Here is a 19,477-nt window from a genome sequence, read left to right on the forward strand (position 1 = left end):
AGGTTTCTGCACGCTTCACGTTGCTAATGCTGGGAGCATGAGCCGTGGGGGCTTGGAGGAGCGGGACAGTGGCGGGCTGGGATACTGGCGTTGAAGTCGGTGTGGGCCATCAGCAGTGTGCTTGCTCACCGAGGCATGCAGGCAGCCCGTCACCCTGCCGGCGACGACGACGCGGCGGGCGTCGATGGCATCGGTCACGGTGCCGGAGGCCGCCACCATGACGCCATGCTGCCGGGCGGTGACGCTGCCGTTGATGGTGCCATGGATGTCCAGCGGCTCCTGCGAGACCAGGTCGCCGCTGATGCGCAGCGAGGCGCCCACGAGGCTCCCCGGCGCGATCGGCGAGGGTGGCGAAGTGGGCTCTTGGGATGCGCTCGATGCCCGGTGTGCGGAGGCGAGTGCGGTGGTCGCGGAAGGTGCGCTGGAGGCCGGCGATGCCTAGCCGCAAGGGTCTCTCGTCGGGGCCACGGTGAGCGACGCCCAGCTCCATGGGGAGGCCGAGACAGACGCTCACGCCGATCACGAGGTCTGTCCTGCCGGCATCTCCCCCTAACGGGCCAGCCAGCCGCCGTCCACCGCCAGGGCATGCCCGTGTACGTAGTTCGCCGCGTCCGAGCAGAGGAAGACCACGGCGCCGGCCAGGTCGTCGGGATCGCCCCAGCGGCCGGCGGGAATACGCCCCAGGATGTCGGCGCTGCGCTGCGGGTCGTCGCGCAGCGCCTGGGTGTTGTCGGTGGCCATGTAGCCGGGGGCGATGGCGTTGACGTTGATGCCGTGCCCGGCCCATTCGTTGGCCAGTAGCCGGGTCAGGCCGAGGATGCCGCTCTTGCTGGCGGTGTAGGAGGGCACTCGGATGCCGCCCTGGAACGAGAGCACCGAGGCGATGTTGACGATCTTGCCCCGCGAGCCGCGCTCGACCAGGTGACGCGCGACCCGCTGCGCCAGGAAGAACGCCGCCTTGAGGTTGACGTCGACCACCGCATCCCAGTCCTCTTCGGTGAATTCCAGCGCCGGCGCGCGGCGGATGGTGCCGGCGTTGTTGACCAGGATATCCAGCTTGCCGGCCTGGGTCAGGGCGCGGGCGACGATGTCGCCTGCCTTGTCGCGCCCCAATTCGGCCTCGACGCCATGGAAGCGCCGGCCGAGCGCTTCGACACGGCCGCGTGTCGTGTCGGCGGCGCTGCGGCTGACGCCGACGATATCGGCACCGGCCCGCGCCAGCGCCACGGCCAGGGCCTGGCCGAGTCCCTTGTTGCACCCGGTGACCATGGCGACTCGGCCTTCGAGTGAAAACAGCTGCATGAGGCTCCTCCTGCGCTTTGTCTGAAAACTGCCGACCGGCATCCGTCAGGCATAGGCTTCCGGCGATTCGATATCGAGCCGGGGCAGGATGGCATCGAGTTCGAACCTGGACCTGGGCGTCAGGGAACCGCTGCGTGATTCCCCCAGGGAAGGCGAGGCCAGCTCGAAGCCGTCGGCATGTTCGTCGAACTGCGTGACGTCGCCGTCGAACTCGTCGAGCGTATTGTGCAGGTTGTCGCGAAGCGCGGCGAGCATCACCGTGCCGTTCTCGCCCTCCGGAATCGAATTGACCCACGCCACGGTCTGCTCGGGCGTGAGCCCGTGCAGTTCACCGTAGCTCATCAGCAGCGGCACCACGCTGTGGCCCTCGCCACTCTGGTCGATCAACACCTCGGCGGCCTCCTCGCTGAAACCGGCGTGGGCCAGGAAATCGGCCGTGGTCTGGGTCTCGAAGCGGCTGTTGTGCTGTGCGGTCTGGTAGGCGTCCCGGCCGAACTGGATCAGGGTGGCCACCGTGGCGATGCCGAAGCCGATCGGCCCGGCCAGGGACGAGGTGCCGAACACCGCATAGCCGACGCCGCCCGCCACGGCCGCGTTGAGGCCCGCCCCGACGACATCGCCCTGGTTCAGGCGTACCAGCGCATCGGCGCCGGCGAGTCCGGCCCCCAGCACGTGCACGAACTTGCCGCCCAGCTTGAGGCCGTGGGTGGCCCGGGAGCCCTCGGCGGGACTGAGCAGGGCGTCGACCAGCTGGGCGCCGTCGACCCCCACCCGGGCCGTCTCGATCGATACCTGCAGGGCGTTGCGCAACGAGGGGTCTTCGCCGTAGGCCTCCATGGCGTTGGCCAGGCCGGAACCGACGATGGCCAGGGCGGAGGTTCGAAAGCCCCGGTTGTATGGCGTGTCACGGAAGGTGCCGTCGATCTTGTCCAGGGTATTGTTGAGGTTGCGGGCCACATCGATTTCGTAGCGTTGCGGATCGAAATCGTCGGTGAAGTCCGGCACCAGATCGTCGAAGGCTTCGGCGATCCCGTTGAGTTCGCTCGTCGTGATGCCCAGCATGTCGGCGAGCCCGGGATTGTCACGCAGGGCATCGTCGAGTTGCGCCCGTGCGTCCTCCAGTGACTGGGGATCGCTGGGATCGATGCCGGCCGCCGGCGTGATCACGTTCTCGCGCAGGTAGGCGCCGGCCAGGTTCACTGCCAGGGGGGCGTCTTCGGTGATGCCCAACTCGGCGAAGGTCTCGACCAGGGCTTCGCCGGCCTCCCCGGTGACCAGGTCGGGCCGTTGCTGGAAGGCGGTCGAGATCGCCAGCTGCGAGTTCGGGTCGTCGAGCAGCGCCTCGATGCGTGGCTGATGATCCGCCCGGATATCATCGGGCAACCCCTGCAGTTGCCGGATCTGTTCCAGCAGCCCGGCACCGCTGTCGGCCAGCTGTTCCTGCAGCGCCCCGAACTCCTCCTGCCAGTCGGGGTTGGAGTCGATATAGTCGTCGATGGCCGCTTCGAGCTGCGCTTCGGTCATCGCGGCGCCGCCATTGAGGATCAGGAAGCTCAGCTCGTCGAGGTGCTCATGGTAGTCTTCGGCCTGGTCGGCGATGGAGTGGTCGCGGAACTGTTCGACGGCCGCGAAGACCTCCTCGCGGAAGCCGTCCACGCCCTCCAGCGAGGCGATCGCCAGGGCCAGGGCGGGAATCCTGCCCCCCGCGGAGACCGCGTCGTTCATCGCGTTGCGGACCGTGTTCATGTCGACGGGCAGCAGTGCGGCGAGCGAGGCCGCGGCCCCGTCGCCCGCTTCGGTTCCGGCAATGCGGTCGAGGATCGGCATCAATAGCGTCGTGCCGTTGGGGCCGGCCATGGCACCGCCGACGTCCTGCAGGTCGCCCTGGTTGGCCGCCTCGATCCTGGGGATCAGGGCGTCGACCACCTCGGCGGCGAGCTCGGGATCCAGCCCTTCGGTCAGGTTGTCGAGGCGCTCGATCATCTCGAGGGTGCGCCGCTGGGGCGTGTCCGTCCCGTCCAGCTCGCCATCGAGGGGCTCGGCGGCCCACTCGGCGGCGTCATTGATGATCGCCCGGGCATCGCTGGAGCGATCCAGGGCGCGTTGCACTCGCTCGGAGGCGCTGGTGTAGCCCTGCTCCAGGACTCCCAGGGCGGCAGCCGGGTCGCTTTCCGCCCCGGCCTCGGCGATGATCTCGCGCGCCTTGGACTCGACCTCGGGTCCGGCGTGGCTGGTCGCCTCGAGGGCGATGCCGGTGGCCTCCGCCGCCTGTTCGATGGCCATCTGCGCGGGGCCGGCATCGACCCAGTCGTGGTCATGGAAGCGTTGCAGCGCGGCTAGCCGGTCACTTTCCGGTAGTGCCTCCAGATAGGCCTCGATATCGGCGGCGAGCTCGCCGACTTCGGCGTCGTAGTCGATCGAGGCGGGATCGTCGGCGTACTCGAGAGCGTTGCCACGCTCGCGCAGGCCCTGAATGAAATCCGCCTCGCCCTCCGGCACGCCCTGCGCATCGCGCGGCGAAGTCGCGGCCTCCTCGGGCGAGGCCTGGGGCACGAAGACCACGTCTCCCGCATCGATCTCGTCTGGATCCGGGATGTCGTCGCGCGCGTTGAGGGCGAGGAGCTCGTCGACGTCGACGCTGAGCTCGTCGGCGATCTGCCACAGGCTGTCGCCGTCCTCGACGATGAACACACGCTCGTCACTGGTGTCCAGCTCACCCGCGCCGCCGGCGCCGGAGCGGGCGTCGAGGGCATCCTCCACGGCTTGTTCGAAACGCTGACGCTCCGCCTCGCTCAAGGCCTTCGATGTCACGCCGTCGGCGTTGTAACGGCGTAGTGCTTCGATATCGATCCGGTACGACATGCTCCCGTCCCTCCATCCATGAAGCCCACAAGATAGAGGCTGGAAGGGGCGGGCTTTCTGAAGATTCATTGAATCTTTTGTTGCATGCGTCCCTCCGGGGGCGCCGGGGCCAGGGTAAGGGCGACTTGACCTGCTCGGCCGGCAGCGCTTCCATGGTGAGTCGATCCCGTCAGCCGAATAAAGGAATTCATCCCATGGCCAAGCGCATCCAGTTTGCCCGCACCGGCGGATCCGAGGTCCTCGAACTCGTCGATGTCACTCCCGCCGAGCCGGGGCCGGGCGAGGTCCGGGTCGCGAATCGGTCCGTCGGCCTCAACTTCATCGACATCTACTTCCGCACCGGCCTCTATCCGGCGCCGTCGCTGCCCTCCGGGCTCGGTACCGAGGGGGCCGGCGTGGTCGAGGCGGTGGGCGAGGGCGTCAGCCACCTCCAGGTCGGTGACCGCGTCGCCTACGCTCAGGGCCCGCTGGGGGCCTACGCCGACTGCCATGTGCTGCCCGCCGACAAGGCGGTGGTGCTGCCCGAGGCCGTCGACTTCGAGACCGCGGCGGGGTGCATGCTCAAGGGGCTGACCGTGCAGTACCTGCTGCGCCAGACCTGCCCGCTCAAGGGGGGCGAGACGATCCTCTTCCACGCCGCCGCCGGTGGCGTCGGCTCGATCGCCTGCCAGTGGGCACGGGCGCTGGGCGTCAAGCTGATCGGCACCGTGAGTTCTCCCGAGAAGGCGGCGCTCGCCGAGAAGAACGGCGCCTGGGCGACCATCGACTACACGAAGGAGAGCGTGGTTGAGCGGGTCCGCGAGCTGACCGGTGGCGAGATGTGCGACGTGGTCTACGACTCGGTGGGCAAGGACACCTGGGAGACGTCGCTGGACTGCCTGAAGCCGCGTGCGCTGATGGTCAGCTTCGGCAACGCCTCGGGCCCGGTGGACGGGGTGAACATCGGCATCCTCAACCAGAAGGGCTCGCTGTTCGTCACCCGGCCGAGCCTGAACGGCTACGCCGATACCCGCGAGCGGCTGAAGACGATGGCCGACGAGCTCTTCGCCATGCTCGAGAGCGGCAAGGTCAGGATCGATATCGCCCAGCGCTATCCGCTGGCCGAGGCGGGCGAGGCCCAGGATGCCCTGCAGGGGCGCCGGACCACCGGCTCCACCATCCTGATACCCTGACCCGGGCTTCGCCTGGAGTTGTAAGCCTTGAGCTTGAAGCTGGAAGAAAACCTTTGCCCCAGACTTTGGAGGCAACATGCTGCCTTCCAGCTTCCAGCTTCCAGCTTCCAGCTTCCAGCTTCCAGCTTCCAGCTTCCAGCTTCCAGCTTCCAGCTACTCGATATCGACATAGGCGCCCATCTTGCGCATCCGCGACTCGAAGCGTGCCACGTTGTCGACCAGGTCGTCGGGGCCGAAGGCCACGCATTCGGCCAGCAGCACCTCGATCAGGGTGATCGCCGAGAGGATCGAGGGGAAGAAGTGGGGCGTGGCATTGGCCAGGTTGAAGGTGATGCTCGCCCCGGGCACCAGCGGCGAACGCATGGTATCGGTGACCACGATGGCGCTGACGCCCGCCCCCCGGGTGATCTCCAGTGCGCGGATGGTCTCGGCACAGTAGGGCTCGAAGCCGAAGGCGACCACCACGTCGCCTTCGCCGAAGTGCGCGAGTTCGGTGAGCAGCCCCCCCTCCAGGCCGCGCACCAGGTGGATGTTGGGCATGGCGATGCGCCCCACATAGGCGAAGTGGTAGGCACAGGCGAAGGTGTCGCGAAAGCCCACCACCGCGACCTTGCCGGCCCCCAGCAGCAGCCGGGCGGCCTCGCGTACCCGGGACTGGTGGTCGGCGGTGAACAGCCGGCCGATGTTGTCGAAGGCCGCATCGCCCACGTCGAGGAACACCTGGTCGTCGGTCTGGCTGGCCAGGCTGCGCAGCTGGCTGGCCCGCCCCGAGAGCTCCACCGGACCCGCTTGCACCGCCGACTGGAAGACCTCGCGGAACTGCTCGTAGCTCTCGAAACCCAGTCGCTTGGCCAGGCGCATCAGGGTCGAGGCGGTCACCTCGGCGGCGGCGGCCGACTTGCGGATCGACTGGAAGGCGATCTCGACCGGATGCTCCAGCACATAGCCGGCGGCCAGCTTGAGCTGGGGGCTGAGCTCCGGGTAGGCCTCGGCGAGTTGCTGATTGACGGCATCCAGCCGGGCGGCGCCGTCCAGAGGGGCCTCGGGACTCGGGGTCTCCTGTTCCAGCACACTGTTCTCCTCAACTGATCCTGTCATCGCCCCGCGAGCGCGGAGGCGTAGTGTAACCCATGGGGTCGAAGGATGGATGAAACAAATGTATCCCATTATGGTGAGTAGTGGTACGGATGTGTTGACCTGGCGTATGACCTTCGTCTAGCATTCGCCACAACAGACGTGCCTTCACCGATACACAAACGACACGTTTGTTCCGCCTGCCGTTCATCTGTCCGTTACCGCCGAGACCCGTATGCCCCACGCCACCCCCAAGCCCGATTACAAGACCCTGATCACCTGCCGCCACGACCAGGTGCTGGAGATCCGCTTCAACCGCCCGCACCGCCTCAATGCGGTGGTCGAGACGCTCTACACCGAGCTGCTCGATGCCCTGGCCGTCGCCTCCGCCGACGTCGACGTGCGTGCCGTGATCCTCACCGGCGAGGGCCGGGCCTTCTGCGTCGGCGCCGACATGAAGGAGCACGGTAGCGCCAAGCGCTCGCTGTTCCAGCGTCGCCAGTACCTGCAGCTCGGCAACGATGTCTGCGAGGCGATCTTCCGGCTTCGCAAGCCGGTGATCGCCGCGGTCAACGGCTATGCCCTGGGCGCCGGGGCCGAGATGGCGGTCTCCTGCGACTTCATCCTGATGGCCCAGGACGCTCAGATCGGCTTCCCCGAGACCAGCATCGGCACCTGCGTGGGGGGCGGCGTCTCCAAGATCCTGCCCCAGCTGGTCGGTCTCAACATGGCACGCCAGCTGCTGTTCACCGGCCGGCGCATCGACGGCGAGGAGGCCACCCGCATCGGCCTGGCGACCTCCCACTGGACCGACGACGCCCTGCTCGGCGAGGCGCATCGCCTGGCCGGCCAGCTGGCCAAGCAGGCGCCGGTGTCGATCGCCATGCTCAAGCGGCTGGTCAACCAGGGCAGCGATACCGGCCTGGAGAGCCAGCTGCAGCAGGAGCTGGATGCCGTCTTCACCTGCTCCACCACCGAGGACTGGCAGGAGGGCGTCGACGCCTTCGCCGAGAAGCGCTCACCGCGGTTCCAGGGCAAGTAAGCCAGGTTCCCCCGTCGATCACCGTTCAAGGGCCCCCCGGGCCAAGGTCAGCACTACATGAATCCCATCGAAGGACATCTCGACAGCCGCAGTCCCCTGCACGACATCCTGGCCCCCACCGGCATCGCCGTGGTCGGGGCCTCGGCAGACCCCACCAAGCGCGGCTACAAGGCCATGGTCGGCCTGATCAAGGATGGCTATCGCGGCAGCATCTATCCGGTCAACCCCAGGGCCGACATGATCCTCGGCGTCAAGGCCTGGCCCTCGGTCACGGCGATCCCCGGCAACCCGGAGCTGGCGCTGATCTGCACCCCGGCCGCCACGGTGCCCGGGCTGATCGCCGAGTGCGGCCGGCGCGGCATCAAGGGGGCGGTGATACTCGCCAGCGGCTTCGCCGAGGTCGGCGGGGCGGGGGCCGCGCTCGAGCGCGAGATGATGGCCAAGGCCGAGGCGCACGGGGTGCGCATCATCGGCCCCAATACCTCGGGCATCTTCAACCTGCACCACAAGATCAACCTGCTGGCGCTGGACAACGTCAGGCCCGGCGACGTCGGCATCATCTCCCAGTCGGGCAACATGCTGCTGTCGCTGGCGCTGGAGGCCCAGCACAACGGCCACGTGGGCTTTTCCACCTACGTCGGGCCGGGCAACCAGAGCGATATCGGCTTCAACGACTACCTGCGCTACCTGGGCGAGGACGTGCATACGCGCGTCGCTACCCTCTACGTCGAGGGCTTCCGCGACGGCCGCAAGTTCCTCGACGTGGCCCGTGAGGTCACCGCCATGAAACCGGTGGTGGTCTACAAGTCCGGTTCCACCGAGGCCGGCCAGAAGGCGGCGAGTTCCCACACCGGGGCGCTGGCCGGCAGCTACGCCATGACCGTGGACCTGCTCAGGCAGGCCGGGGTCAGCGTGGTGCAGTACTCCGACGAGATCCTGCCGGTGGCCGAGGGCCTGGGGCTGCTGCAGAAGGCCCGTGGCAAGCGCGTGGCGGTGATCTCCGACGGCGGCGGCCAGGCGACCATCGCCTCCGACCGGCTGGCCGAGGCGGGCCTCGAGCTGGCCGAGCTCAGCGACACCACGCGTGAGCAGTTGCGTGAGGTGCTCCTTCCCCAGGCCTCCACCGTCAACCCGGTCGACGTGGCCGGCTCCACCGATGCCGAGCCGTCTCTGCTGGCCACCTGCATGGAGATCGTCGCCGCCGACGACAACGTCGACAGCGTCTTCCTGGTGGGCATGTTCGGCGGCTACAGCATCCGCTTCGCCGAGTCGCTGCTGGGCGACGAGATGCGCGGCGCCGAGGCGATGGTCGACCTGTCCAGGGCCACCACCAAGCCGCTGGTGATCTACAGCCTCTACACGCCGATCAAGCCGCCGGCGCTGCGTCGCCTGCACGAGGCGGGCCTGCCGGTCTACGCCTCCATCGAGCAGTCGGTGCGGGTGCTCGCCGCGCTGGGCGAGCGGGGCCAGTACCTGGCCCAGTTGCCCCGCCAGAGTCGCGAGGCGGCCGTGACACCCAGGCCGGAACTGGCGGCGGTGTTCGAGCGGGCCCGCGGCGAGGAGCGGGACCTCTTCGAATACGAGGCCAAGCAGCTGCTGCGTGACCATGGTGTCGAGGTGCCGGCCGAGCGCATCGCCAGAAGCGAGGAAGAGCTGGTGGCCATCGCGGCCCGGTTCCGCGAGGAGGTCGGCGATGCCCCGCTGGTGATGAAGGTGGTGTCGAAGGATATCCTGCACAAGTCCGATGCCGGCGGCGTCAAGCTCAACCTCACGGGCGAGACGGCCCTGCGCCAGGCCCGCGCGGAGATCCTCGCATCCTGCCGTGCCCATGCCCCGGCCGCCGAGATCGAGGGCGTGCTGATCACCCCGATGGCGAGCAAGGGGGTCGAGGTGATCGTCGGGGTGATCCGCGATCCGATCTTCGGGCCGGTGCTGATGTTCGGCCTGGGGGGGATCTTCGTCGAGATCCTCGAGGACGTGGCCTTCCGCTCGATTCCACTGTCGCGCCATGACGCCGAATCCATGGTCGAGCAGATCAAGGCGAAGAAGGTGCTCGAGGGCGCTCGCGGCGAGCCAGCGGTGGACAAGGAGTCGCTGGTCGACCTGCTGCTCAAGGTGTCGAGCATCGTCGACGCCTACCCGGCGCTCTCCGAGCTCGACCTCAACCCGGTCATCGCCTACGCGGACGGCTATGCGGTGGTGGATGCCCGTGTCATCGTCACCCGTCAAGCCAGCGACGAGGAATCCCGCCCATGAGCCCGACCCTGCCGCAACTCACCGACGCCCGCCTGACCCAGGAGGGGGGCGTCGCGACCCTGACCCTGGACCGCCACGACGTGCGCAACGCCCTGACCGGCAGCGCCCTGGCCGACGACATCGTCGCCACCGCGCAGTGGGTGAATCGCTGTGCCGGGGTCTCGGTGCTGGTGATCACCGGGGCCGGCAGCGCCTTCTCCGCCGGCGGCAACGTCAAGGACATGGCCAACCGCGGCGGCGACTTCGCCGGTGACGTGGCCGAGGTGGCCGCCCGCTACCGCCGCGGCATCCAGCGCATCCCGCTGGCCCTGCAGGACGTGGAGGTGCCGATCATCGCCGCGGTCAATGGCCCGGCCATCGGCGCCGGCTTCGACCTGGCCAACATGGCCGATATCCGCATCGCCTCGAGCACGGCCAAGTTCGGCGAGACCTTCCTCAACCTGGGCATCATCCCCGGCGACGGCGGCGCCTGGTTCATGCAGCGCCTGATCGGCTACCAGCGCGCCTTCGAGCTGACCCTGACCGGCCGAGTGATCGACGCCGAGGAGGCCAGGGAGCTCGGCATCGTGCTCGAGGTGGTGGAGCCCGAGGCGCTGGCGGCACGCGTGGGCGAACTGGCGTCGCGCATCGCCGCCCAGCCGCCGAAGGCCACCCGCCTGACCAAGCGACTGATGAAGATGGCGCAGCGCACCGAGCTCAAGGACTTCCTCGATCTCTGCGCGGTCTTCCAGGGCATGTGCCATAACGAGCCGGAGCATCTCGAGGCCGTCAACGCCATGCTGGAGGCGATGGCAAAGAAGTGAATCGCCCTCGCTGCTGCACCGCAAGACCCGGCGCTCGCCGGGTCTTGCGCGTCAGGGCAACGCCATCGCCTCGAAAAAGGCTGGATTTTCCGCCGTGCTGCTGTTGTGCTTGACACACCACGAAGGCACACGGAGGTGAGCGAGTATGGCCGACAGCACCCTGGTCTTCATCGTGCTCGGGTTGACGCTGGCGGCCTTCGTCTGGGGACGGTTCCGCTACGACCTGGTGGCGCTCGCGGCCCTGCTGGGCTCGGTGCTGCTGGGGCTGGTGCCGGGCGGTGAGGCGTTCCTGGGGTTCGGCCACCCGGCGGTGATCACCGTCGCCGCGGTACTGGTGATCAGCCGCGGCTTCGAGCGCTCCGGGGTAGTGGACGTGATCGCCGAGCAGGTGCTCAAGGTGGGCGAGCGGCTCTTCCTGCAGCTCGCCGCCCTGACCGGTACCGTGGTGGTGCTCTCCGGTTTCATGAACAATGTCGGCGCCCTGGCGCTGCTGCTGCCGGTGGCCATGCGCCTGGCCCGCGAGCACGACACCTCGCCGTCGCTGCTGTTGATGCCGCTGGCCTTCGGCTCGCTGCTCGGCGGTCTGACCACCCTGATCGGCACCCCGCCCAACATCATCATCGCCAGCTACCGGGGCTCGGTCACCGGCGACGCCTTCGGCATGTTCTCCTTCTCTCCCGTCGGGGTATCGGTCGCCCTGGCCGGCCTGGTCTTCATTCTGCTGCTGGGGTGGCGGCTGGTGCCGCAGCGGGCCGGCAAGGCCTCCACCGAGGAGATGTTCGATACCGCCAACTACCTGGTCGAACTCAAGGTCGGCGAGGAGGCGAAGGCCATCGGCTGGACGCTGCGTGACCTGCATGCTGCCCTGGAGGAGACCATCCCGGTGCTGGCCGTGGTACGCGACGAGAAGCGTCGGGCCGGCCATGCCTTCCACGGCAGCCTGCGGGAGGGTGACATCCTGCTGGTGGAGGCGGGCCCCGAGGAGATGAAGTTGCTCGAGGACAAGGCCGGGCTGTCGCTCGGCGCCGAGGCCGAAGAGGATGAGGTGTCGGCCGACGAGGCGGCCTCTCGGGAGAGCGATGAGGAGCCTGTGCAAGAGAATCCGGAGAGGCAGAACCGCAAGGAGAGCAAAGAGAAGAAGGAAAAGAAGAAGGAAAAGAAGAAGGGGGTCGATACCGAGGGGCTCGAACTGGTCGAGGTGGTGGTACGAACCGACTCCATGATGGTCAACCGCACCGTCACCCAGTTGCGCCTGCACAACCAGTTCGGCCTGCACCTGGTGGCGGTGGCCCGGGACGGTGGGCGTCTCAAGCAGCGGCTGCGGGAGATCCGCTTTCGTCCCGGCGACGTGCTGCTGTTGCAGGGCGGCGAGAGCGAGCTCTCCGAGAGCCTGGCGACGCTGGGCTGCCTGCCGCTGGCCAGCCGCGACCTGACGCTCGGGCAGCCGCGCATGCTGCTGGTCTCCCTGGCCATCTTCGCCGCGGCGATCCTGGCCATTCTGTTCGACCTGTTGCCGGCCGCGGTGGCGCTTTCCACCGCGGCGCTGCTCTCGCTGCTGGTGGGCGTGCTGCCGCTGCGCGACGGGTATCAGGCCATCGACGGGCCGGTGATCGTGCTGCTCGGTGCCATGATCCCGGTGGGCCAGGCGCTGGAGACCAGTGGCGGGGCGGAACTGATCGCCGAGAGCCTGCTGCACATGGGCCGCGACTGGCCGGTGGTGGCCACCCTGGTGGGGCTGTTCGTGATCACCATGATGCTCTCGGATGTGATCAACAACGCCGCGGCGGCGGTGCTGATGGCACCCATCGCGGCGAGCCTGGCGAGCGGCTTCGAGGTCTCGATCGACCCCTTCCTGATGACGGTGGCGGTGAGCGCCTCCTGCGCCTTCCTGACCCCCATCGGCCACCAGTCCAATACCCTGGTGATGGGGCCCGGCGGCTACCGCTTCGGCGATTACTGGCGGATGGGGCTGCCGCTGGAGTTGGTGGTGATGGCGGTGGCGGTGCCGATGATCCTGTTGGTCTGGCCGCTGTAGGAAAGCGTGATTCGCTACTGCACTCGGGCGCTTGATGAAATTACGGCCATCAAAACGCCCCGGCATGCCGGGGCGTCGTCGTTCAGGGGGCGGGGGCCGCCGCTCGGGCGGCGTGAGTCAGGCCGCGTTGTGGCGCAGGATGTTGGCCTTGTCGCTGGCGAAGGCGTCGTAGTCGAAGTCGTCGACGCTGAGCAGCTCCAGCACCTCGGCCTCGTAGCGCCGCATGAAGTCGGCATCGTCCGCGCCGATGATGCCGGCCTCCAGGGCCGCCTCGACGCGCTGCTCGGGGTGCAGGGCCTGCATCGGCAGTTCTCCCTTGGCGTAGGCCTTGTTGACCGTGCGGTAGAGCACCTCGGCACGGTCGTAGTCGACGAGCAGGGCGTTGTAGTGGGCCAGGGGGTTGTCGCGGGCGCCATCGCTGCCCTGCCAGGTGGCCTCCAGCAGGGTGCGGCGAAGTGCGGTATCCCGCGAGACGGCCTGGGCGATCTCGCGGGCCAGGTCGTCGTGGGGACGCTTCCAGCGGCGCCCGGTGGGCATCACGATCACCCGCAGCAACCGGCCCAGTGCCTGGTTCGGCAGGTTGTCGAACAGCTCGTCCAGGGCCTGCTCGGCGCGGTGGAGCAGGAAGCGGCAGCTGTAGTGGAGCAGCGTCGCTTCGCCCTCGACCTTGGCGCCGTCGTGCCACTGCTTGAGCACCATGGAGGCGAGGTAGAGGTTGGAGAGCACGTCGCCGAGGCGCGCCGAGAGCATCTCGCGCTGTTTCATGCTGGCGCCGAGGCTGGCCATGGCGGCATCGGCACACAGGCCGAAGCCGGCGGAGAGCCGTGCGGCGTCCTGGGCGTAGGGGGCGGCAACGGTGTCGAAGGGCACCGCCGGCTTGCCCAGCCCCAGGCCTTGGGTGAGGGCGCGAGCGGCGTTGCCGAGGATCAGGCCGGTGTGGCCGAAGACGGCGCGGTCGAAGGCCGGGAGGTCATCGGCGTCCTTGGCGGCCAGCTCCTCGAGCACATAGGGATGGCAGCGGATGGCGCCCTGACCGAAGATCATCAGGTTGCGGGTCATGATGTTGGCGCCCTCCACGGTGATCGCCACCGGGTTGGCGCTGTAGCCGATGCCGAGGTAGTTGCGCGGCCCCAGGGTCACCGCCTTGCCGCCGTGGATATCCATGGCGTCGCCCAGGGCCTGGCGCTGGAACTCGGTGAGCTGGCTCTTGAGGATCGCCGAGGGCACCGCCGGCTTGACCCCGTGATCGATGGTGTTGGCGGTCTGGTACACCGCCGCCCGCGCGATGTAGCAGAGCGCGGCCATGCGCGCCAGGGGTTCCTGGACGCCCTCCATCTCGGCCACCGGTACGTTGAACTGGCGGCGAATGCGGGCGAAGCCGCCGCTCCAGCCCAGGCCATAGCGGGCGGTGCCGGCGGCGCCGGAGGGCAGGGTGATGCAGCGGCCCACCGAGAGGCACTCGACCAGCATGCGCCAGCCCTGGCCGGCCATCTCGGGGCCGCCGATGATGGTGTCCAGCGCCACGAAGACGTCGCGGCCCTTGATCGGGCCGTTCATGAAGGGGCTGCCGATAGGGTGGTGGCGGCGGCCGATCTCCATGCCAGCGGTATCGCGGGGAATCAGCGCGCAGGTGATGCCCAGGTCCTCTTCGTCGCCGAGCAGGTGGTCCGGGTCGAACATGCGGAAGGCCAGCCCCACCACGGTGGCGATGGGGGCCAGGGTAATCCAGCGCTTCTCGAAGTTCAGCCGCAGGCCCAGCACCTCCTTGCCGTCGACCACCTGCCGGCATACCACGCCGGTGTCGGGGATGGCGGTGGCATCACTGCCGGCCCGCGGGCCGGTGAGCCCGAAGCAGGGGATCTCGCGGCCATCGGCCAGCCGTGGCAGGTAGTGATCCTTCTGCGCCTGGGTGCCGTACTTGAGCAGCAACTCGCCCGGGCCCAGCGAATTGGGCACCCCCACGGTGACCATCAGCGTCTCGCTGATCGACAGCTTCTGCAGCACCAGCGACTGGGCCTTGGCCGAGAACTCCAGGCCGCCATACGCCTTCGGGATGATCATGCCGAAGAAGCCCTCCCACTTGAGGTAGTCCCACAGCTCCTGGGGCAGGTCGGCGCGCTCCCGGGCGATCTCCCAGGCGTTGCACATGCCGGCCGCGACGCTGCACTGGTGCTCGAGGAAGGCGCGTTCCTCGTCGGAGAGCCCCTCGTCGCGATAGTCGAGCAGGCGCTGCCAGTCCGGCCGGCCGGAGAACAGCTCGCCGTCCCAGGCCACGGTACCGGCCTCCAGGGCGGTGCGCTCGGTGTCCGAGACCCTCGGCGCGACCTCCTTGAAGGTGGCGAAGAGCCGGGGGCTGAGCCAGCGGATGCGCAGGGCCGGCAGGCCGGCCACGGCCACGCCGCCGGCGCCGATCAGCAGCAGCACGCCGAGCACCGGCGCGCCGAGCAGCAAGCCGGCCAGGCCGAGCACGGCGAGTACGCCGAGGGCGGGCAGGGCGCCGGCCTCGCGGCGCATGACCACCAGCAGGCCGGTCACGGCGAGGACGAGAAGAATCAGGGTGAGCATGGGGCGTCTCCGTGTCGTCGGTTAACACGTCTTTCGAACGGTTGTTTGAATTCTTGCAGACTAGCCCATGGTGTGGCAACTGGCGACCCTTGTCGACCCTCGTGGAAGGAAGACGCCCCGCGCTGTCGTCGACAGGGCGGGGCGTCATGGGTGGCCGGCCGAGCCGGGGTCAGGCGAGACGCCGACGAGGCTCGACCCTGGCCGGCGCGCCGTTCGCCACGTAGTAGGGGGCATCGCTGCGCGGCAGCGGCTCCCGGCCGCGGATCCGGTCGGCGATCTTCTCCGCCAGCATGATGGTCGGGGCGTTGAGGTTGCCGGTGGGGATCAGCGGGAACAGCGAGGCGTCCACGACCCTCAGCCCCTCGAGGCCATGCACCCGCCCCTGGCCGTCCACCACGGCGTCGTCGCCCTCGCCCATGCGGCAGCTGCCGCAGGGATGGTAGGCGGTCTCGGCGTGCTCGCGCACGAAGGCGTCGAGCTCGGCGTCGGTGGCCACGTCCGGCCCCGGCGAGATCTCCCGGCCGCGATAGGCGTCGAAGGCGGGCTGGGCGATGATCTCGCGGGTCAGGCGAATGGCGTCGCGGAACTCCTGCCAGTCCTTGTCGGTGGACATGTAGTTGAACAGGATGCTGGGCGCCGCTCCGGGATCGCGGGAGGTCAGGCGAATCCGTCCGCGGCTCTCCGAACGCATCGAGCCCACATGGGCCTGGAAGCCGTGGGCCTGCACCGCGCTCTTGCCGTTGTAGCTGATGGCGATGGGCAGGAAGTGGTACTGCAGGTTGGGCCACTTCTCGCGGTCATTGCTGCGGATGAAGCCACAGGACTCGAACTGGTTGCTGGCGCCGACGCCGCGGCCGAGGAACAGCCACTCGGCACCGATCTTCGGCTGGTTGACCCACTTCAGTGCCGGATAGAGCGAGATCGGCTGCTTGCACTCGTACTGGATGTACATCTCCAGATGGTCCTGGAGGTGGGCGCCGACGTTGTCGTTGACCTGTACCGGCGCGATGCCGAACTCGTCGAGCACCGCCTTCGGACCGACCCCGGAGCGCTGCAGGATCTGCGGCGAGGCGATGGCACCGGCACACAGCAGCACCTCGCGACGGGCGCTGACCCGCCAGACCTGGCCCTTGCGCGCGTAGCGCACGCCCACCGCGCGCTTGCCCTCGAACTCGATGACGTCGGTGGTGGCGTGGGTCTCGATGGTGAGATTCTCGCGCCCCTTGGCCTGGTCGAGATAACCCCGGGCGGTGGAGGCGCGACGCCCCTGGGGGGTGACGAAGCGATCCATGGGGCCGAAGCCCTCCTGACGATAGCCGTTGACGTCCTCGGTCTCGGCGTAGCCGGCCTGCTTGCCGGCCTCGATGAAGACGCGATACAGGGGATTGTTCCCGGGCTTCGGGGTCGTCACGCTCACCGGGCCGTCACCGCCATGGTAGGCGTCGGGGCCGATGTCGCGGCTTTCGGCCTTGCGGAAGTAGGGCAGGCAGTCGGCGTAGGTCCAGTCCGCAAGGCCGGGCGCCTTGGCCCAGTGATCGTAGTCCAGGGCGTTGCCGCGGATGTAGCACATGCCGTTGATCAGCGAGGAGCCACCGAGGCCCTTGCCGCGGCCACACTCCATGCGCCGTCCGTCCATGTGGGGCTCCGGGTCGGTCTCGAAGGCCCAGTTGTAGCGCTGGCCCTGCAGTGGGTAGGCGAGCGCCGCCGGCATCTGGGTGCGGAAGTCGAGGCGGTAGTCGGGTCCGCCGGCCTCGAGCAGTAGCACGCTCACTTCCGGGTCTTCGGTCAGGCGGGTGGCGAGCACATTGCCGGCCGAACCGGCGCCGATGATGACATAGTCGAATTCACGGATCTGGGACATGGGGTCTCCTTAAAACACCGATTCGAAGGGTCCCATCTCCACCTGGACCGACTTGGTCTGGGTGTAGTGGGCGAGGGTCTCGATGCCGTTCTCGCGGCCCACGCCGGACTGCTTGTAACCGCCCACCGGCATCTCGGCGGGGGACTCGCCCCAGGTGTTGATCCAGCAGATGCCGGCCTCCAGGCGGTGGATGGTGCGATGGGCGCGGTTCAGGCTCTCGGTGAAGACCCCGGCGGCCAGGCCGTAGTGGGTGTCGTTGGCGCGGCGGATCACCTCATCCTCGTCGTCGAAGGCGAGAATCGCCATCACCGGGCCGAAGATCTCCTCGCGCACGATGCGCATCGCATCCGTGCAGTCGGTGAACACCGTGGGGGCGGCCCAGGCGCCGCGGGCCCAGTCGCCGCTGTCCCAGGCGTCGCCGCCGGCCAGCACGATGGCGCCGTCCTGCTTGCCCAGGGCGATGTAGCCGAGCACCTTCTGCTGGTGCTCGAAGCTCACCAGGGGGCCGAAGTTGACGGCCGGGTCGAGCGGGTCACCGGCGCGGATGCGCGCCACGCGCTCGGCGACCTTCGCCTCGAAGGCCGCCTTGACGGTGCGCTCGACGAACACCCGGGTGCCGTTGGTGCAGATCTGCCCGCTGGAGTAGAAGTTGGCCATCATGGCGGCGTCAGCGGCGCGGTCGAGGTCGGCATCGGCGTAGACGATCAGCGGCGACTTGCCGCCGAGCTCCATGGTCACGTCCTTGAGCGTCGAGCCGCCGGCGGCGGCCATCACCTTCCTGCCGGTGCCCACCTCGCCGGTGAAGGAGATCTTGTCGATGCCCGGGTGTTCGGTGAGCAGGGCGCCGATCCGGCCGTCGCCATGGATGACGTTGAAGACGCCGTCGGGCAGGCCCGCCTCTGTGAGGATCTCGGCCAGCGCCATGGCGGTCAGCGGGGTGACCTCGCTGGGCTTGAAGACCACGGCGTTGCCGGCGGCCAGCGCCGGGGCGGCCTTCCAGCAGGCGATCTGGATCGGGTAGTTCCAGGCGCCGATGGCGCCGATCACTCCCAGCGGTTCGCGACGGGTATAGACGAACGACCCCTCGCGCAGCGGAATCTGGCTGCCCTCGATGGCCGGAGCCAGGCCGGCATAGTATTCGAGCACGTCGGCGCCGGTGACGATGTCCACCGCCGCGGTCTCGCTGATCGGCTTGCCGGTGTTGCGGGTCTCGAGCTCGGCGAGCTCATCATTGCGCTCTCTCAAGAGCGCCACGGCGCGGTTCAGGACGCGGCCGCGCTGCATGCCGGTCATGGCGGCCCAGGCCCGCTGGCCACGGCGCGCCGCGGCGACGGCGGCATCCAGGTCGGCAGGGGAGGCCTGCTGTACATTGGCGAGCAGGCTGCCGTCGAAGGGGTTCACGACCGGGAAGGTCTCGCCGGAGGTGGCGTCCACCCGGCGGCCGTCGATGTAGAGTGTCTGGGTGTCGAGACTTGCCATGGGGACTCCTCTCAGGAAACGGGTGACGAAGGATGGGTGGCCAGCAGTTGATCCAGGTAGTCATGGGCCAGCCGGCGCGCGCGGTCGGCGTCGAGCCCTTCCGGTGTCAGGGCGCCACGCAGCCACAGGCCGTCGATCATCGCCGCCAGGCCGCGGGCGGCGCGTCGCGCCTCCTCCCGGGGCATCAGGCGGCGGAACTGGCTGCACAGGTTCGAATAGAGGCGATGGTCGTTGACACTCTGCAGGCGCTGCAGCGTCGGCTTGTGCATGCTGCTGGCCCAGAAGGCCAGCCAGGTCTTGGCTACCGGCCCGGTCACCTGGCTGCGGTCGAAGTTGCCGTCGATGATGGCGCCGAGGTGAGCTCGGGGGCTGTTGTCGGCGAGTGCCCGGCGCCGTGCCGCCACCGCGGTCCCGAGATCGCTGAGGATCTGGCGCATGGTGGCCTCGAGCAGGCCGTCCTTGCCGCCGAAGTAGTGGCTGATGATGCCGGCGGAGACGCTGGCGTGACGGGCGATGCGCATCACGGTGGCGTCGGCCAGGCCGACCTCGTCGATGGCCGCCATGGTGGCCTTGATCAGCTGCTGGCGGCGGATGGGTTCCATTCCGACCTTGGGCACCTTGCTGACTCCTCTCCGGTGGGTGTTCATCCTGCCGCTCGAGGGAGGCAGGAGGGCCAACGGTTTCAGCATGGCATTTTTTTATTGAACGTTCAATCAATAAAAGAAATTGACGAGACGCCAAGGCGGGCCCGGGGCTTGCCAAGCCGACGGGCCACGTGCATAATCCACCCCCGTTGTTCGGCGTATCCTTGGCCGTCAGCTGAAAAATGGCTACGTAGCTCAGCTGGTTAGAGCACATCACTCATAATGATGGGGTCCCCTGTTCAAATCAGGGCGTAGCCACCAGAACACCTCGAGAACGCCCGCCCGGTCACCGACCGGGCGGGCGTTTTTCGCTGCTTCCCGGCCGGCTCCCACGGCAACTCCCCCTTGACCTGGCACGTCCGATCCGTATACTACGCCCCGT

At 68.4% G+C, this 19,477-nt stretch carries 14 protein-coding genes and 1 tRNA gene; 7 read left to right on the forward strand and 8 right to left on the reverse strand.

From position 1 onward, the window contains the following. Positions 1-15: 15 nt before the first annotated feature. The gene (locus QLQ85_RS22860) at positions 16-303 is read right to left on the reverse strand and encodes a bactofilin family protein (RefSeq protein WP_407650348.1); all 288 of its coding nucleotides are present in this window, start codon (positions 301-303) and stop codon (positions 16-18) included. On the opposite strand from QLQ85_RS22860, the gene QLQ85_RS05255 reads away from it, so the two are divergent. Continuing rightward, complete coding sequence (locus tag QLQ85_RS05255) at positions 185-442, forward strand: hypothetical protein (protein ID WP_282738022.1); 258 nt, start codon at positions 185-187, stop codon at positions 440-442. The genes QLQ85_RS22860 and QLQ85_RS05255 overlap by 119 nt on opposite strands. A gap of 107 nt (positions 443-549) precedes the next feature. Here QLQ85_RS05255 and kduD read toward each other — a convergent pair whose 3' ends face one another. Both kduD and QLQ85_RS05265 read right to left on the reverse strand, forming a co-directional pair. Next, positions 550-1,302 (reverse strand): 2-dehydro-3-deoxy-D-gluconate 5-dehydrogenase KduD, encoded by a 753-nt coding sequence (gene kduD / locus QLQ85_RS05260; RefSeq protein WP_282738023.1) that lies wholly within the window; start codon positions 1,300-1,302, stop codon positions 550-552. Positions 1,303-1,347: 45 nt separating this feature from the next. Continuing rightward, positions 1,348-4,164, reverse strand: a complete 2,817-nt coding sequence (locus QLQ85_RS05265; protein WP_282738024.1) for a LysM peptidoglycan-binding domain-containing protein — start codon at positions 4,162-4,164, stop codon at positions 1,348-1,350. Positions 4,165-4,358: 194 nt separating this feature from the next. On the opposite strand from QLQ85_RS05265, the gene QLQ85_RS05270 reads away from it, so the two are divergent. Beyond that, positions 4,359-5,336: an NADPH:quinone reductase gene (locus tag QLQ85_RS05270; protein ID WP_282738025.1), complete on the forward strand. Its 978-nt coding sequence runs from the start codon at positions 4,359-4,361 to the stop codon at positions 5,334-5,336. A gap of 153 nt (positions 5,337-5,489) precedes the next feature. On the opposite strand, the gene QLQ85_RS05275 is transcribed toward QLQ85_RS05270, so the two are convergent. Continuing rightward, positions 5,490-6,407: a MurR/RpiR family transcriptional regulator gene (locus QLQ85_RS05275; protein WP_282738026.1), complete on the reverse strand. Its 918-nt coding sequence runs from the start codon at positions 6,405-6,407 to the stop codon at positions 5,490-5,492. A gap of 238 nt (positions 6,408-6,645) precedes the next feature. Between QLQ85_RS05275 and QLQ85_RS05280 the strand changes: the two genes are divergently transcribed. From QLQ85_RS05280 to QLQ85_RS05295, 4 genes are all read left to right on the forward strand, one after another. After that, positions 6,646-7,452, forward strand: a complete 807-nt coding sequence (locus QLQ85_RS05280) for an enoyl-CoA hydratase/isomerase family protein (protein ID WP_282738027.1) — start codon at positions 6,646-6,648, stop codon at positions 7,450-7,452. A gap of 57 nt (positions 7,453-7,509) precedes the next feature. Continuing rightward, the gene (locus tag QLQ85_RS05285) at positions 7,510-9,708 is read left to right on the forward strand and encodes an acetate--CoA ligase family protein (RefSeq protein ID WP_282738028.1); all 2,199 of its coding nucleotides are present in this window, start codon (positions 7,510-7,512) and stop codon (positions 9,706-9,708) included. Next, on the forward strand, positions 9,705-10,511 hold the full coding sequence (locus QLQ85_RS05290; RefSeq protein WP_282738029.1) for an enoyl-CoA hydratase-related protein: 807 nt from the start codon (positions 9,705-9,707) through the stop codon (positions 10,509-10,511). The genes QLQ85_RS05285 and QLQ85_RS05290 overlap by 4 nt, the downstream gene beginning before the upstream one ends. Positions 10,512-10,656: 145 nt before the next feature. Further along, on the forward strand, positions 10,657-12,546 hold the full coding sequence (locus QLQ85_RS05295; RefSeq protein WP_282738030.1) for an SLC13 family permease: 1,890 nt from the start codon (positions 10,657-10,659) through the stop codon (positions 12,544-12,546). A gap of 117 nt (positions 12,547-12,663) precedes the next feature. On the opposite strand, the gene QLQ85_RS05300 is transcribed toward QLQ85_RS05295, so the two are convergent. The 4 genes from QLQ85_RS05300 to betI form a co-directional block, all read right to left on the reverse strand. Beyond that, positions 12,664-15,111: an acyl-CoA dehydrogenase gene (locus QLQ85_RS05300; RefSeq protein ID WP_282738031.1), complete on the reverse strand. Its 2,448-nt coding sequence runs from the start codon at positions 15,109-15,111 to the stop codon at positions 12,664-12,666. 169 nt (positions 15,112-15,280) lie between these two features. After that, positions 15,281-16,972: a choline dehydrogenase gene (gene betA / locus QLQ85_RS05305; RefSeq protein ID WP_282738032.1), complete on the reverse strand. Its 1,692-nt coding sequence runs from the start codon at positions 16,970-16,972 to the stop codon at positions 15,281-15,283. Positions 16,973-16,981: 9 nt separating this feature from the next. Continuing rightward, a complete protein-coding gene (gene betB, locus QLQ85_RS05310; RefSeq protein ID WP_282738033.1) occupies positions 16,982-18,451 on the reverse strand; it encodes a betaine-aldehyde dehydrogenase in 1,470 nt (489 codons plus the stop codon). A gap of 11 nt (positions 18,452-18,462) precedes the next feature. Continuing rightward, positions 18,463-19,068: a transcriptional regulator BetI gene (betI, locus tag QLQ85_RS05315; RefSeq protein WP_282738034.1), complete on the reverse strand. Its 606-nt coding sequence runs from the start codon at positions 19,066-19,068 to the stop codon at positions 18,463-18,465. A gap of 211 nt (positions 19,069-19,279) precedes the next feature. Here betI and QLQ85_RS05320 point away from each other — a divergent pair. Next, a tRNA-Met gene (locus tag QLQ85_RS05320) sits at positions 19,280-19,356 on the forward strand. The last annotated feature ends 121 nt before the right edge of the window (positions 19,357-19,477 follow it).

This window comes from Halomonas kalidii (assembly GCF_030010475.1).
GTDB lineage: Bacteria > Pseudomonadota > Gammaproteobacteria > Pseudomonadales > Halomonadaceae > Halomonas > Halomonas heilongjiangensis.

Coding starts and splice junctions, on each gene's coding strand:
- QLQ85_RS05290 (WP_282738029.1), top strand. CDS start 9,705: ATGAGCCCGACCCTGCCGCAACTCACCGACGCCCGCCTGACCCAGGAG.
- QLQ85_RS05280 (WP_282738027.1), top strand. CDS start 6,646: ATGCCCCACGCCACCCCCAAGCCCGATTACAAGACCCTGATCACCTGC.
- QLQ85_RS05270 (WP_282738025.1), top strand. CDS start 4,359: ATGGCCAAGCGCATCCAGTTTGCCCGCACCGGCGGATCCGAGGTCCTC.
- QLQ85_RS05300 (WP_282738031.1), bottom strand. CDS start 15,111: ATGCTCACCCTGATTCTTCTCGTCCTCGCCGTGACCGGCCTGCTGGTG.
- QLQ85_RS05265 (WP_282738024.1), bottom strand. CDS start 4,164: ATGTCGTACCGGATCGATATCGAAGCACTACGCCGTTACAACGCCGAC.
- QLQ85_RS05295 (WP_282738030.1), top strand. CDS start 10,657: ATGGCCGACAGCACCCTGGTCTTCATCGTGCTCGGGTTGACGCTGGCG.
- QLQ85_RS05255 (WP_282738022.1), top strand. CDS start 185: ATGGCATCGGTCACGGTGCCGGAGGCCGCCACCATGACGCCATGCTGC.
- QLQ85_RS05285 (WP_282738028.1), top strand. CDS start 7,510: ATGAATCCCATCGAAGGACATCTCGACAGCCGCAGTCCCCTGCACGAC.
- betA (WP_282738032.1), bottom strand. CDS start 16,972: ATGTCCCAGATCCGTGAATTCGACTATGTCATCATCGGCGCCGGTTCG.
- kduD (WP_282738023.1), bottom strand. CDS start 1,302: ATGCAGCTGTTTTCACTCGAAGGCCGAGTCGCCATGGTCACCGGGTGC.
- betB (WP_282738033.1), bottom strand. CDS start 18,451: ATGGCAAGTCTCGACACCCAGACACTCTACATCGACGGCCGCCGGGTG.